This is a genomic window from Cognatishimia sp., from assembly GCF_964229375.1.
Lineage (GTDB): Bacteria > Pseudomonadota > Alphaproteobacteria > Rhodobacterales > Rhodobacteraceae > Cognatishimia.
In genome coordinates this window covers 1-13243 of sequence record NZ_CAXREH010000115.1, presented here as the reverse complement: position 1 = coordinate 13243, position 13243 = coordinate 1, and the positions used below count along the sequence as shown (strand labels likewise).

General features: G+C 58.9%; 18 protein-coding genes. 5 read left to right on the top strand and 13 right to left on the bottom strand.

From position 1 onward, the window contains the following. The 10 genes from ureG to ACEQWH_RS08955 all read right to left on the bottom strand — a co-directional run. Window positions 1-540 (bottom strand): urease accessory protein UreG (gene ureG, locus ACEQWH_RS09000; protein ID WP_370229946.1); only part of this gene is annotated, 540 nt, incomplete at its 3' end. Continuing rightward, entirely contained in the window at window positions 537-1175 is a 639-nt protein-coding gene (locus ACEQWH_RS08995) for an urease accessory protein UreF (RefSeq protein ID WP_370229943.1), read from the bottom strand. The genes ACEQWH_RS08995 and ureG, both read right to left, overlap by 4 nt. Beyond that, complete coding sequence (locus ACEQWH_RS08990; protein ID WP_370229941.1) at window positions 1165-1653, bottom strand: urease accessory protein UreE; 489 nt, start codon at window positions 1651-1653, stop codon at window positions 1165-1167. Before ACEQWH_RS08990 ends, ACEQWH_RS08995 begins: the two co-directional genes overlap by 11 nt. 24 nt (window positions 1654-1677) lie before the next feature. Beyond that, on the bottom strand, window positions 1678-2268 hold the full coding sequence (locus ACEQWH_RS08985) for a hypothetical protein (protein WP_370229939.1): 591 nt from the start codon (window positions 2266-2268) through the stop codon (window positions 1678-1680). A gap of 7 nt (window positions 2269-2275) precedes the next feature. After that, window positions 2276-3988, bottom strand: coding sequence for an urease subunit alpha (ureC, locus tag ACEQWH_RS08980; protein WP_370229937.1), 1713 nt, complete (start codon window positions 3986-3988; stop codon window positions 2276-2278). Between the two features lies 1 nt (window position 3989). Then, window positions 3990-4295 (bottom strand): urease subunit beta, encoded by a 306-nt coding sequence (locus ACEQWH_RS08975; RefSeq protein ID WP_370229935.1) that lies wholly within the window; start codon window positions 4293-4295, stop codon window positions 3990-3992. After that, window positions 4292-4462, bottom strand: a complete 171-nt coding sequence (locus ACEQWH_RS08970; protein WP_370229933.1) for a hypothetical protein — start codon at window positions 4460-4462, stop codon at window positions 4292-4294. Before ACEQWH_RS08970 ends, ACEQWH_RS08975 begins: the two co-directional genes overlap by 4 nt. Window positions 4463-4472: 10 nt before the next feature. After that, on the bottom strand, window positions 4473-4775 hold the full coding sequence (locus ACEQWH_RS08965) for an urease subunit gamma (protein ID WP_370229930.1): 303 nt from the start codon (window positions 4773-4775) through the stop codon (window positions 4473-4475). 4 nt (window positions 4776-4779) lie between these two features. Continuing rightward, window positions 4780-5565 carry an urease accessory protein UreD gene (locus ACEQWH_RS08960; protein WP_370229927.1) on the bottom strand — a complete coding sequence of 262 codons (786 nt, stop codon included), beginning with the start codon at window positions 5563-5565 and terminating at the stop codon, window positions 4780-4782. 277 nt (window positions 5566-5842) lie between these two features. Then, the gene (locus tag ACEQWH_RS08955) at window positions 5843-6472 is read right to left on the bottom strand and encodes a Hint domain-containing protein (protein ID WP_370229925.1); all 630 of its coding nucleotides are present in this window, start codon (window positions 6470-6472) and stop codon (window positions 5843-5845) included. A 574-nt stretch (window positions 6473-7046) separates the two neighbouring features. Between ACEQWH_RS08955 and dusA the strand changes: the two genes are divergently transcribed. The 4 genes from dusA (at window position 7047) to ACEQWH_RS08935 (ending at window position 10690) form a co-directional block, all read left to right on the top strand. After that, window positions 7047-8054, top strand: coding sequence for a tRNA dihydrouridine(20/20a) synthase DusA (gene dusA, locus ACEQWH_RS08950; protein ID WP_370229922.1), 1008 nt, complete (start codon window positions 7047-7049; stop codon window positions 8052-8054). A 1-nt stretch (window position 8055) separates the two neighbouring features. Further along, a complete protein-coding gene (locus ACEQWH_RS08945) occupies window positions 8056-8880 on the top strand; it encodes a sulfite exporter TauE/SafE family protein (RefSeq protein ID WP_370229920.1) in 825 nt (274 codons plus the stop codon). Further along, window positions 8870-9670: a hypothetical protein gene (locus ACEQWH_RS08940; RefSeq protein ID WP_370229918.1), complete on the top strand. Its 801-nt coding sequence runs from the start codon at window positions 8870-8872 to the stop codon at window positions 9668-9670. The genes ACEQWH_RS08945 and ACEQWH_RS08940 overlap by 11 nt, the downstream gene beginning before the upstream one ends. A 171-nt stretch (window positions 9671-9841) precedes the next feature. Then, window positions 9842-10690: a calcium-binding protein gene (locus tag ACEQWH_RS08935; protein WP_370229915.1), complete on the top strand. Its 849-nt coding sequence runs from the start codon at window positions 9842-9844 to the stop codon at window positions 10688-10690. Between the two features lie 89 nt (window positions 10691-10779). Here ACEQWH_RS08935 and ACEQWH_RS08930 read toward each other — a convergent pair whose 3' ends face one another. From ACEQWH_RS08930 to ccmI, 3 genes are read right to left on the bottom strand one after another with little or no spacing between them, the layout of a single operon-like run. Next, window positions 10780-11013 carry a DUF1289 domain-containing protein gene (locus ACEQWH_RS08930; RefSeq protein WP_370229913.1) on the bottom strand — a complete coding sequence of 78 codons (234 nt, stop codon included), beginning with the start codon at window positions 11011-11013 and terminating at the stop codon, window positions 10780-10782. A 15-nt stretch (window positions 11014-11028) separates the two neighbouring features. Beyond that, window positions 11029-11502 carry a Holliday junction resolvase RuvX gene (gene ruvX / locus ACEQWH_RS08925; protein WP_370229911.1) on the bottom strand — a complete coding sequence of 158 codons (474 nt, stop codon included), beginning with the start codon at window positions 11500-11502 and terminating at the stop codon, window positions 11029-11031. Further along, window positions 11503-12720: a c-type cytochrome biogenesis protein CcmI gene (ccmI, locus tag ACEQWH_RS08920; protein WP_370229909.1), complete on the bottom strand. Its 1218-nt coding sequence runs from the start codon at window positions 12718-12720 to the stop codon at window positions 11503-11505. A gap of 173 nt (window positions 12721-12893) precedes the next feature. On the opposite strand from ccmI, the gene ACEQWH_RS08915 reads away from it, so the two are divergent. Beyond that, on the top strand, window positions 12894-13243 hold a 350-nt coding region (locus tag ACEQWH_RS08915), incomplete at its 3' end, for an FAD-dependent oxidoreductase (RefSeq protein WP_370229906.1).

The window sequence follows — 13243 nt, the reverse complement described above, 5'->3', positions numbered from 1 at the left end:
GATGTGGGGGCGGCCGCCGCGTTGGGCGGTGGCGTCGCGGTCCATGACGTCAAGGGATGCGCCGACATAGGGCGCGAGGTCGGTTTTGTTGATGATGAGCAAATCCGAGCGGGTCAGGGCCGGCCCGCCCTTACGCGGGATTTCTTCGCCTGCGGCCACGTCGATCACGTAGAGCGTGAAATCCGCCAGTTCCGGGCTGAAGGTTGCGGATAGGTTGTCACCACCTGATTCAATCAAAACGACCTCGACGTCGGGGATCCGCGCCTGCATTTCGGCAACCGCCGCAAGATTGATCGACGCGTCCTCGCGAATGGCGGTGTGCGGGCAGCCGCCGGTTTCGACGCCGATGATGCGCTCTGATGGCAGGATTTGCAGGCGGGTCAGGGCCTCGGCGTCTTCTTGTGTGTAGATGTCGTTGGTGATGACGCCGATGGAGTACCGGGTCTTGAGAGTTTCAGCCAACCGTGCGGTCAGGGTGGTTTTGCCTGCGCCGACGGGGCCTCCGATGCCGATGCGGAGCGGGCCGTTGAGTGTTGTCATGATTGAAAGAGCCTTGGTTCAAGTCCCTCATGGCGCATCGCGGCGATGTCGCTGAGGAAGGCGTTGGAATGGATGTCGTCGAGCGTGCTGTGCTCGGTGTCATGGGCGATTTGGGCACATACGGGCGTCAGGTGATGCAGCACACACTGTGCACCCGTCTGACCCAATGGCATCAGCCGTTGGGCGGCTTGTGTCAGGTTGCTCGCAAAGCTGTGCAAGTAAAGCGCCACGAGGTCGCCGGGGTCCAGATCGACAAGCTTTGCAGCGCGGCCGAGTGCGACGGGCAACATAAGGTCGGGCAGGTCGATGCCCCAGACGTCGCAGGTGGCCCGCGCAAAAGCAGCGCCCTGGCGTTGTGCTTCGCGCCGCCGCTCGGCAGAGGGCGAGAACGCTTCGGCAATCTGGTTCACGGTATCCGGCGTATCTGCGCGATAGGCTGTCCAGATCAGGATGGCATCACTGCGGCCGGAACCTTGGGTCAATACGCCTGCCAGCCAGGTTTGCAATGTGTCGGCGTCGGTGATCCATCCCTCGGCGATCGCGGCCTCTAGCCCGTGCGAGAAGGCGAAAGACCCGATGGGATAGCTGGGCGACAGCCATTGGGTCAGCGTCAGAAGGCGTGGATCAGTGGGCATGGCTGTGGTCGTGAGTATGGGCCGAATTGCCATGGTCGTGACTGTGCGTGCGCCCGTGACCATAGGCGCCGCCCTCTGGAGTGAAGGGCAGGGTTGCCTTGACGCAGCGCGCGCCGACATGGTCCAGCATATGCGCAATCACCGGGTCATCCAGAATGATCAGGCGATCCGCTTCGATCTGACAGGGTGTATGGCGGTTGCCGATATGCCAGCCGATGCGCGCCAGATTTTCGCCGGTGACGATCAACACCGGTTCAGGCGCGGCAGTGATTTCCATCAGCCGCCCATCTGTAAGTTCGACCGCATCCCCTTGGTTCAGCGACGTGGTTTGGGGCAGATCCACCAAGATCTTTTCGCCGTCCGTGCTGGTCAGCAGTTTGCGGCGAAAAAAACGCCCCTCGTAGTCCAGCGAAATGGTCCCAGCGGAGCCCGACCAGCTGCCGGATGTTCTGATGATCTGTGCAATATTTTGGGACACGGGGTCGTCTCTTGTCTTTCAAAGTTAAGGGGTCGTGAGGGACACTAGTTCAAACACATCCAAGGTGCGCCCGCTGTCCTCGTCGTATTCGTTTGCAGCCAGATAAGACAGTTTGAGGGCCGGGAAATACACCAGCGTGTCGACCCAATTGTCCTGATCCTGATAGGCGATCTTTACCTCGATGGCGTCATAGGTGCAGTCGCCAAATGTCTGAGCCGGGATCGCCGCGAAGCTATAGGCATGGGTCTCCGCCTCAAAATCACCGGATGAACTGACAATCACGGTTTGAAGGAACTGAAGCCCAGCCTTAGGGTTTGGCAGCTCTGTTGGCGCGACCGGAAAGGCATAGTTGATCCGCGTGTTGTGATCGGGTTCACCGTTCTCCAGATCGACGCTCTGCAACGTGTAGACGCCCTTGCCCACCAGCAAGTTGGACTGCCAGCCATCCGTCGCCGTATAGCGCATCGCCAGCACGTCAGGGCGCTGGCGGGTGATCAGCTCGGTGTCGCCAGAGGCATAGGTGAGCAGAATGCCACGCTCAAGATCCGCCTCTGTCGGGCAGGCGAGAGCAATGGCAGGAGAGACCGCGAGAAGGGCAGGCAGAAGACAACGCATAAAGACCTCAGAACAAGAAATACCGCTGGGCCATAGGTAACTCGGTCGCTGGTTGGCATGTCAACAACTCGCCGTCTGCGCGCACTTCGTAGGTTTCCGGGTGCACGTCGATATCTGGCGTGGCGGTGTTCAGTTTCAGCGCTGATTTGCCGATGTCTCGGGTGTTCTGAACCGCAACGGTGTCTTTGGCCAGACCAAGGCTTTCTTTGATGTTCAGGCTTTGGGCCGCGCCAGACACAAAGGTCACGGCTGATCTTTCCACAGACCGCCCGTATGCGCCCCACATGGGTCGCGAATAGACCGGCTGAGGCGTCGGGATCGAGGCATTCGGATCGCCCATCTGCGCAGCGGCAATCGTGCCGCCCAACAGAACCATCGCTGGTTTGACGCCAAAGAAAGCTGGGTTCCACAGCACCAGATCCGCGCGTTTGCCTTCTTCGATGCTGCCTATTTCGTGGCTGATGCCGTGGGCGATCGCGGGGTTGATCGTGTATTTGGCCACATAGCGGCGCACACGGAAGTTGTCGTTGTCACCAGTTTCTTCGGCCAGTTTGCCGCGCTGTTTCTTCATTTTATCAGCGGTTTGCCAGGTGCGTATGATGACTTCGCCCACACGTCCCATGGCCTGACTGTCCGAGGCGATGATCGAAAAGGCCCCCATGTCGTGCAGAATGTCTTCGGCGGCGATGGTTTCGCGCCGGATGCGGCTTTCGGCAAAGGCCACGTCTTCTGGGATGGATTTGTCCAGATGGTGACAGACCATGAGCATGTCCAGATGCTCTTCGATGGTATTGACCGTGAAGGGCCGCGTTGGATTGGTCGAGGAAGGCAACACATGCTCTTCGCCGCATATCTTAATGATATCTGGGGCATGGCCGCCGCCTGCACCCTCGGTGTGAAAGGCGTGAATCGTGCGCCCCTTCATGGCCGCCACGGTGTTTTCGACAAAGCCGCTTTCATTCAGTGTGTCCGTGTGAATCATCACCTGAACGTCCATGTCATCGGCAATAGACAGACAACAGTCGATCGCCGCCGGAGTGGTTCCCCAATCCTCGTGCAGCTTCATGGCACAGGCACCTGCGTTGATCTGTTCCTCAAGCGCCGCTGGCAGTGACGCATTGCCCTTGCCCGCAAACGCAAGGTTCATCGGAAAGGCATCTGCGGCCTGCATCATGCGACCAATGTGCCAGGCACCGGGGGTGCAGGTGGTGGCCAAAGTACCGTGGGCTGGACCGGTGCCTCCGCCCAGCATGGTTGTCAGGCCGGAATGCAGCGCGTCTTCGATTTGCTGCGGGCAGATGAAGTGGATATGTGAATCAAAACCGCCCGCGGTCAGAATCCGGCCTTCGCCCGCGATTGCCTCGGTGCCGGGTCCAACGATGATATCGACACCCGGTTGCGTGTCGGGATTGCCCGCTTTGCCGATCTTGTGAATGCGACCGTTCTTCAGGCCCACATCCGCCTTGTAAATCCCTGTGTGATCCACAATCAGCGCGTTGGTGATGACGGTATCAACGGCGCCATCTGCGCGCGTCGTCTGGGCCTGTCCCATGCCGTCGCGAATGACTTTACCGCCGCCGAACTTGACCTCTTCGCCATAAGGTCCGGTCAGATCGCGTTCCACTTCGATGATAAGATCTGTGTCCGCAAGACGTAGCTTGTCGCCAACGGTCGGGCCGAACATAGCGGCATAGTCGGAACGTTTGATGGTTGCTGGCATCCTAGAGCTTCCCCATGACCTGCTGATTGAACCCATAGACGACCCGGTTGCCCGAAATCGGGATCAGGTTGACGTCTCGCCTTTGTCCCGGCTCAAACCGCACGGCGGTGCCAGCGGCGATGTCCAGCCGCATGCCGTGCGCGGCGACGCGGTCGAACTCTAGTCCGGGGTTGGTTTCGGCAAAATGATAGTGGCTGCCGACCTGAATGGGGCGATCCCCTGTATTGGCGACCATGAGGGTTAACACATCGGCGCCTTCATTCAGGGTCAACGTGCCCTCTGCGGGGATCAACTCGCCCGGGATCATTTGCGACTGCCTGCCCGCACCAGAGCGAGCCCGCCCGCCAGAGCGATCAGAGCCAGCCCCATGGTCAGGCCTTCAAAGCCATGTGGATGCAGATGCGCGCCGCTGTGTGCCAGCGCGGGTGTTGCAAGAAAGAGTATGGCAAAGGTAGAGTATGTGATTGTTTTCATTTTGGTTTCCTCAACGAATAGGGGCGTGGACGGTCACAAGTTTCGTGCCGTCGGGAAAGGTGGCCTCGACCTGAACCTCGGGGATCATCTCGGCGACGCCGTCCATGCATTGATCGCGGCTGACCACTTCGGCTCCAGCCTGCATCATGTCAGCCACAGAGCGTCCGTCGCGCGCGCCTTCGACCACCGCGTCGGTGATCAGGGCGATCGCTTCGGGGTGGTTCAGCTTGACGCCACGCGCCAGCCGTTTGCGCGCGACTTCTGCCGCCATGGCCACCAGTAGTTTGTCTTTTTCCCGAGGGGTCAGTTGCATGTGTCTAAAGTCTCCAGGACGTAGGAAGCCCGTCGCCGGATAGGCGATCGAGGATCGGCAAGAGCGAGGTTCGTAAAGTGTGGCTGTCAGAGGTCACGCACCGCAGCGCCAGCACATCCGGAGCCAAGAGCGTTGAGCCCCCGGTCTGGGGCAGCAAGCCGCGCACCGCTGGTAGATGGGATTGCGCATCTGGGGCCACATACAGCAGGCTTACCATCGCGCCAGCCTTCGCGCTGACGGCTGGGCCGGTGAGTTGCGCGGCCACATCCCCACTAAGGTGTGTGCCATCATAGTATAACGGGGAGCCTGCGCGGCTCACCCGAATTTTGTCTTTGAATTCAACGTCTCGCAGCACTTCGCCCATGGCGGTGCGTCCGAAAATCACTGGCTCGACCATCAGGAATTTGGCGTCGGCCTCAAGCGCGACATGCAAGCTGCGGTACAGGCGGGCGCCGTCAAACAGGATCAGCTCTTGCGGCATCCAGTGCAGCGATGCGCCTGTGGCCACCGTCAGGTGACTGTCCATGGTCGCATGGCCGTCTTTGGCGCGATAGGCGCGCTCTGCCGCCTGTGTTGTCAGCGTCATGTGGCTGTTCGTACCGGCGGTTGCCTTGATCGATAGTCGATCTCCGCCCGTCAGACCGCCCGAGGTGTTAATCATGATCGCCTGAACCCCGTGACCACGTGGAAACAGCGCCTTCAGCGCGCCGGACGTGCGGAACCGGTCAATACCCGAACCACGGCCCACAGATTTGCTGGACAGGGCCAACGTGCCTTGCGTGCGCGGCACTGGACCGATCGCAGTAGGGGGCACGCGGGACGTTGAGACGTCAGGATATGCGGTTGCAAGCGGGATGGTGGGCCTCTGGCGGTTGACGCAAAGCGAAAGATACCGACCAAAACTTGGCAATTTTTCAAAGCATTAAAAGCAAAATGCTGCTGTAGCGGGAAAAAGATGCGTGAAAAATGCGCGTATGATTAAAATTTAATCAAATTGAGGTGCGCGACCTGCGCGCAAAAAAAACGCGCCCCGAAAGGCGCGTAGGACACTGTTGGGGATAGTGAAGTTAATGCGTCCGCAGAAACACGGCTTCTCGTTTGTTCAACGTACGGCGCGCGGACACGAACATGCCCAGCGTTTCGCGCTCGCGCAATTCTGGAAAGATTTTGAAGATTTCGTCCTTCTGCGCCGTGTCCAGGGTGCCCAGGGAGTAGTCTCCGGGCTGGAAACTTTCTGACCACGCGCCATTGCCCAGGATGACTTCGTGGTGCTCGAACAGAACGTGGTGATAGCCAACGCCGCCCAAGTTCACACGTGACACACCTTTTTTGCCCAGCAGATGCTTGGCGGCGACCAGCGTTTCGCGCTCATCAAAGACCAGAGCCGTGATGTCGTTGGTGATCAGCATCCGGTGATTGGGCGAGACCAGAATATCGGTGTCAGGCGCATTCGGACCCAAGGCACCGGCCTTAATCAGAATAGGGCGCAGGTCTGCATTGTTGTCCAGATCCATCGACGTGAATTCGCGGTGCCCAACCCAGGCGATCTCCTGAATGCCGTTGTCGCGCGTGATGACCTTGTCGCCGGGGTGCAGGCTTTCAATTGCGCGCGTCCCTTTGCATGTGGCGATCTGCGTGCCAGTTGCAAAACAAATCGGGGGCCATGGGGCGCCTTCGCGGATGTCCTTGTCGTTCATGCCAGTGCCAACCTTTCACCAATCCTCAGCCGTCTGAGGTGACTGCAAACACAGGACCAGAGATGTCCCAAAACAGCGCGAGCATGTGTCAAATCCCCTTATGACGACATCGCGCTTGTGCGTCCTTGAGAGTAGCCTAGGGGCGAGGGGCGGATTTCCAAACACTCAACTGGGCCGGTTTGCCCGCCTGTGGACAGGTTTCCGCCCGATTTTCGCCACATTTTCTACGCCACGCTTGGGGCTTTGTTTCGCGTTGCTGAACAATGAAACGCGCAATGCGGTGTGATTAACGAAACGGCTCCGGTTTCAGGGCTGGTTTGGAAACAATAGACCCGCGACTGTTACGTGAGCTTTCAGTTTTAACCTGCTGTTAAGGTTAGGGCATTCTTTGTCCCAGTTTTGGCGCCAGTGTCTGGAAAATAGGACGACTGTACCGGAAAGAGGCGCAATTCCGGTCTCACCCTGATCAAAGCCCGCGTGTTTGATTCGATCCGACGCCCCGATCACCCTTGTCTGGCTACCGCTGTGGGTGTAACTGCAAAACCTCGACCCCGCTACCCAATGGCACCGCACCGTGACCCAACCCGACCTCGCAAAATCAGCCCGCCTGTCCGTGGCACCCATGATGGACTGGACCGACCGCCATTGTCGGTACCTGCACCGTCTGCTGTCGCGCGAGACGCTGCTTTATACCGAGATGGTGACAGCGCCTGCGTTGGTGCGGGGGGGGGCTTTGCACCTGCTCGATTATTCGGACGAAGAACATCCGGTGGCGTTGCAGTTGGGCGGCTCTGATCCGGCCGAGCTGGCGCAGGCCGCCAAGCTGGGCGCGCAGGCGGGCTATGATGAGATTAACCTGAACGTAGGCTGCCCGTCAGATCGCGTGCAATCTGGCACCTTTGGCGCTGTGCTAATGCGGCAACCGGACTTGGTTGCCGACTGTGTTGCGGCGATGCAGGATGCGGTGGATGTCGAGGTCACAGTAAAATGTCGGATTGGCGTGGATGACCAGACGCCCGAGCAGATCTTGCCGCAGTTCCTTGAAACAATTGCGAAACGTGGGATCACGCGGTTCACGATCCATGCGCGCAAGGCGTGGTTGCAGGGCCTGTCGCCAAAGGAAAACCGCGATATTCCGCCCTTGGACTATCCGCTGGTCCACCAAATGAAGGCACAGTTCCCGGACCTGCATCTGTCTATCAACGGAGGCATCGCCACGCTGGACGAGGCACTGTTGCATCTTGAGGCCGGACTGGACGGCGTGATGATTGGCCGCGCGGCCTATCATAATCCGGCAGACATTCTTGTCGAGGCCGACACCCGCATGTATGGCACCGTTCATCAGATCACGGCCGCGGACGCGGTGCGCGCGATGTTGCCTTATATTGAAAGCCACCTAAGTTCCGGTGGGCGACTGCATCAGGTGACGCGTCATATGCTCGGGCTGTTTGCCGGGCGGCCGGGCGCGCGTCTGTGGCGGCGGGTGTTGTCGGAAGGGGCCAGCAAACCCAACGCAGGCCCCGAGCTGGTGCAAGAGGCCTTGCGCCATGTCGAACAGGCCACCGCCACAGTAGGAGAATGAAATGCCCGAGATGAGTTTACTGTTGCCGCTTTTGGCCTTTCTGCTGGCGATCGGGGCTTTTGCGGGTGTTTTGGCAGGGCTTTTGGGTGTTGGAGGCGGGATCGTTTTGGTGCCAGCGTTTTTCTATAGCTTTCAAGTCCTTGGCTATGACGGTCCGCAGCTTATGCAGGTCTGTTTGGCCACTTCGCTGGCAACGATTGTTGTGACCTCTGTGCGCTCTGTGCTGAGCCACAATAAGAAAGGCGCGGTGGATTGGGAGATCTTGCGCACCTGGGCGCCAGGGATTGCTGTTGGCGCGGCAATTGGCGTTGCGGTCGCTTCAAACCTACGCTCCGAAGTGTTGCAGGGCGTGTTTGGTGTTTTGGCCATGATCGTCGGGCTTTACATGGGCTTTGGCCGCTCGGAGTGGCGTTTGGGTCAAGTTATGCCTGTGGGCGCGCGTCGCGCGGCGATCAGTCCAACTGTCGGGTTCCTGTCTGTTCTGATGGGTATCGGCGGCGGCAGCTTTGGGGTGCCGCTCATGTCGCTTTATAATGTCGTGATCCACCGCGCGGTGGCGACGGCCGCGGGTTTTGGTCTGGTGATCGCGGTGCCCGGGGTTATCGGGTTTCTATTGCTCGAGGTCGATCCTGCGTCGCGGCCTCCGTTTACCATCGGAGCAGTCAATCTGATCGCTTTTGGTATCATCGTGGCCATGACGCTGATCACGGCCCCATGGGGCGTGAAACTGGCGCATAGCCTTGATCCAAAACCGCTGAAACGCGTGTTTGCGGTGTTCCTGGTGCTGGTGGCTATCAACATGTTGCGGCGCAGTTTTGGCTTCTGAGGGCGCGCTTGTCGCGCAGTTTCACAAAAAAGGCTGGCTGCGCTTTTCCTTTGACGCGGATGTCGCGGCTTGGGCTGCGGCGGCGCGTGTTGCAGGTCTTCGCGCCGCTCAAGACGCCAAACATGCCTATTGGTGGCAATGTCAGAACACGTGGTTTGTGGGCGTTGATGCGCTGGACAACGCGGCGGATGGGTCTATCGACGGGATAGGCTTGGGCGAAGGGCTGCTGGCAAAGCTGCGGGGGCTGTTCAACGAACTGCCGCCATTTCATCCCGCACAGGTTTCAATCATCAAAGAGGGGTATCCGAAACCCCGCGAAGGCGAGACTGAGGCCGCATTTGGCTATCGGCTTCGGCGCGACGCGGCCCATGTCGACGGGCTGCGGCTGAACCGCGAGACCAGCGCACGGGTGTGCGACGAGTATCACCAGTTTATTCTGGGTTTGCCACTGAACCCGGCCAATGCCGCGGCCAGTCCGATGGTGCTTTGGGAAGGCAGTCATCACATTATGCAACCTGCCTTGGCCCAAGCTTTGGCGGATCATCCGCAGGATGCTTGGCCGAATGTGGATATAGCACAGCCATATAAAGCTGCACGGCGCGAGGTCTTTGATCGCTGCACGCGTTTGGAGCTCGCGGCAAAGCCGGGCGAGGCCTATGTGATCCACCGGCATCTCTTGCATGGTGTAGCCCCCTGGGGGCAGGGCGCGAGCGCCGATCCAGAGGGCCGCATGATCGCCTATTTCCGCCCGGAAATGGCTGGCGGGATTCAGTCTTGGATCACATTCTAAATATTTAATATTTAACGATTTTGCCCAGATTGCGTTCGCGGATTGAGGACACTTCTGTCCCGCGCCCATTTTCGTTTCCAAAAACCGCGTAAGTAACCACAATAATTTGCGAATGAGGCGAAAGTGCGGTGAGCCTGCGTCGACCGCTATTTATTCATTTGAGGGATTCTCATGAGCCTTTTTTACTTGCTTGGCCTCTTGGCCATTGGTGCCACCCTGTCTGCATTCATTGACTTTGGCAGCGACGATGACGCTGACACAGATGACGGGAGCGGCCCGGAAGCGGATGCAACACGCGTTATTGGAACTGAAGGCGACGACATGCTGACGGGCGGCGCTGGCACCGACCTGTTGCTGGGTGGCGGGGGCATGGATGTTCTCGACGGTGGCGCCGGCAATGACGAACTCAGAGGCGGGACCGGCGACGACACGCTGATCGGCGGCGAAGGCAACGATGTCTTGCTTGCGGCGCGTGGCAGTGACGAGCTTTCTGGTGGCGACGGCGAAGATTTTCTGTACGGCGGTGTTGGTGACGATGACCTGTCCGGCGATGACGGCAACGACATCCTTGATGGCGGGCAGGGCGAAGACACCCTGCGCGGTGGCGATGGCGATGACCTTGTGTTCGGCTTTTTTGACTCGTCCCGTGATGGCGTCGTGGACGCGAATGATATCGTTGACGCGGACTACCTTGAAGGCGGTGACGGCAATGACATCATTGCGATGGGCAGCGGAGACATCGCCAACGGCGGGGCCGATGCGGATCTGTTTTTGACCGGTGTTTATGTGGACGGGACCGAAGCACCCTTGATCGAGGATTTCACGCCTGGTGAAGACCGGCTGGGTATCAATGTGCCTGACGGCGCAACGGTGTTCGTGTCAATTGCTGCAGAAGCGGGTGATGCCATCGTGCGCGTAGACGGCGAAATCGTTGCGCGGCTTACTGGAGTTGGAAGCACGCTGACGCTGTCTGACATCTCTGTCCTAGAGAATGATGCCGTTCTGACAATGGTCGCGTAAAAGGCGAGTTTAGTTCGATATTGTAAACAATTTCGGAAAACCGGTCATTTTGCGCAACCAAAAGCTGCGCAAATGTTGCGAAAGTTAAATTACTTGAGGCGGGCCGCGCGTCCGCCTCGGCGTTTTTTCAGCCGTGGTGCACGGTTTGGAAGCTCGTCCATGATCTCTTTGCGTTCGTCTTCAGAGAATTTCGACCAGGCCCCGATCTCGTCGATCGAGCGGTAGCATCCCGTACAGATCCGCTCTGTCGGGTGGATCACACAGACCTGAATACAGGGGCTGTCGATTTCGTTTCGTCTCCAGACCCGCGACTTCTCGTCCATCGTCGTCTTCCTATTCTATCCGCGTCTTAGGTGGCCCAAGCGGTCCAACACACCCTGAAGGATATAGGACGCCGCGACGTGATCGATAACCTCTGAGCGACGTTTTCTTGACGTATCGCCCTCAAGAAGAGCCCGCTCGGCGGCAACCGTCGACAGGCGTTCGTCCCAAAAGGTGATGGGCAATGGCGTGAGTTTTTCCAGATTGCGCGCAAACGCACGTGTGGATAGGACGCGTGGTCCTTCGGTGCCATCCATATTCAGGGGCAGGCCAAGAATGATGGCCCCGACATTGCGATCCTTGATGATCTCAAGCAGACGCTCTGCATCCAATGTGAAACGTTTCCGTTTGACCGTTTCAAGCGGCGTCGCCACGGATTGCATGCCGTCTGATACGGCCACACCGATGGTTTTTGTGCCCAGATCCAATCCCATCAGGGCTTGAAAAGGCGGAATATGCGACGCGTCGCTGCTGAGATCTTCAAGTATCATTTAATTGTCCGTTAGCCCTGCATTGGCCGCTGCGGTGTTGATCAAAGACAGGCTATCCGGGGCCGCTTTGAAGATGTCCAGGGCCTCGGTCCAGATATCACGTGCATCCCCCGTGCGTCCCAAAACACCGAGTGCTGTGATCAGTTGCGCCCATTCCTCGGCAGAGCCACCCTCTGTGGCAAGCCGGTCCGACAGGCTTGAAACCATGCCTTCGATCATTGCGGCACGATCCTGCGCGGTCAGCGACTCGGCGGCTTCGATGTCGGCGACCGAGGGGCCGCGCGGTGCAGGCGGGTCATAGCGCACCCCCGCGATCCAGGCGAGGTCTTCGATGTTGGCCCGGATAGGGGCGATCCAGGGCGCGTTTTCAGGGCCTTCTTCCAACAATGAGCGCCAGAACCGGAAGGTCAGATCCGGGCGGCCCGTCTGCATCATCAGCAGGCCAGTGTAATACCGTGCGAAGCCATTCTGCGGCTCGCGCCGTGATGCCTCGGCCAAGGCGGCCTCTGCCTCGGGCGAGATATAGCCTTGCGCCGCGATCATGTAATAATCCGCAAGCGCCAGATAGTCGTTTGTCGTGACCGCGTCGCCCTTTAGTTCGATGATCCGGGACTGTGCCACATGTGCACGCGTATAATTGCCCAACGCAGCTTCGTTCCGCGCCAGCAATTGAAACCCTCGCAGATCGTCCGGACGTGATTTAACTACGTCTCGTAACTGTTCAACAAGGTTCAACAAATCTGGATCAGGCTCTGGTGGATTATCAGCCGGAATCTGCGCTTCAAAATCCGCCTGAGACAGCCTGTCGCTTGCACTCGCGCGCGCATCCTCAAGGCGTTCAGACAAGGGCATATCGCCCATTTGCGGCTGACCCAGATATCCGTAAAGGCCAAGACCACCTGCCGTCACAAGGATTGCGGCCAGCGTCAGCCCGCCCCATGTGGCCACGCCGGTCTGCGCGCCTTTTGCTGCATGCGTAGATGCGGCGCTGTCAGCTGCCAGCAGACGACGCGAGACTTCGGTTCGCGTGCGCTCAGCATCGCTCTCGCTGAGAACGCCACGCGCCAGATCGCGGTCCACCTCTGCAAGCTGGTCCCGATACACCTGAACATCATAGGGCGCGGCATCCAGTTCTGTGTCCTGCCCACGCATCAGGCTGCGCCCCAGCAGGGCGGTCACGACCACGGCCAACAGACCCGCGATTAGCCAGAATTCCATCATTCTTTCCTATCTTTGCCGGTTCTGATGTAACCTCGTCGGGCCACACAAAAAAGGGGGAGTGTAAAATCCCGCCACAATGTCGCAACTTGGCATAAAAGGGACGGTTTGACTGGGGCCGATTTCTGGCTCATGAGGCACATCACTTAAAACGCCACAATTGGAAGTCTTGGATGAAACGCTATTCTGCATTTGCGATCGCCCGCGAGGCCCTGCGCTTTCACAGCGGCTGGGAACGCGCCTGGCGCAGCCCCGAGCCGAAAAAGAAATACGATGTCATCATCGTCGGGGCCGGAGGGCATGGTCTGGCGACCGCCTACTATCTTGGTAAGAACTTTGGCATCTCCAATGTGGCGATCATCGAAAAAGGTTGGCTTGGCGGCGGCAATACGGGCCGTAACACCACGATCATCCGCTCAAACTACCTGCAAGACAGCTCGGCCGCGCTCTATGAAAAGGCGCGCAGCCTTTACGAGACGCTGTCGCAGGATCTGAACTACAACGTGATGTTCAGCCCGCGCGG

Excerpts from the sequence above, each read along its gene's own strand:
- ACEQWH_RS08935 (WP_370229915.1), top strand. The coding sequence starts at position 9,842 with ATGAGCCTTTTTTACTTGCTTGGCCTCTTGGCCATTGGTGCCACCCTG.
- ACEQWH_RS08945 (WP_370229920.1), top strand. The coding sequence starts at position 8,056 with ATGCCCGAGATGAGTTTACTGTTGCCGCTTTTGGCCTTTCTGCTGGCG.
- ACEQWH_RS08975 (WP_370229935.1), bottom strand. The coding sequence starts at position 4,295 with ATGATCCCGGGCGAGTTGATCCCCGCAGAGGGCACGTTGACCCTGAAT.
- ACEQWH_RS08985 (WP_370229939.1), bottom strand. The coding sequence starts at position 2,268 with ATGCGTTGTCTTCTGCCTGCCCTTCTCGCGGTCTCTCCTGCCATTGCT.
- ACEQWH_RS08995 (WP_370229943.1), bottom strand. The coding sequence starts at position 1,175 with ATGCCCACTGATCCACGCCTTCTGACGCTGACCCAATGGCTGTCGCCC.
- ACEQWH_RS08930 (WP_370229913.1), bottom strand. The coding sequence starts at position 11,013 with ATGGACGAGAAGTCGCGGGTCTGGAGACGAAACGAAATCGACAGCCCC.
- ACEQWH_RS08965 (WP_370229930.1), bottom strand. The coding sequence starts at position 4,775 with ATGCAACTGACCCCTCGGGAAAAAGACAAACTACTGGTGGCCATGGCG.
- ACEQWH_RS08955 (WP_370229925.1), bottom strand. The coding sequence starts at position 6,472 with ATGAACGACAAGGACATCCGCGAAGGCGCCCCATGGCCCCCGATTTGT.
- ACEQWH_RS08970 (WP_370229933.1), bottom strand. The coding sequence starts at position 4,462 with ATGAAAACAATCACATACTCTACCTTTGCCATACTCTTTCTTGCAACA.
- ruvX (WP_370229911.1), bottom strand. The coding sequence starts at position 11,502 with ATGATACTTGAAGATCTCAGCAGCGACGCGTCGCATATTCCGCCTTTT.
- ccmI (WP_370229909.1), bottom strand. The coding sequence starts at position 12,720 with ATGGAATTCTGGCTAATCGCGGGTCTGTTGGCCGTGGTCGTGACCGCC.
- ureC (WP_370229937.1), bottom strand. The coding sequence starts at position 3,988 with ATGCCAGCAACCATCAAACGTTCCGACTATGCCGCTATGTTCGGCCCG.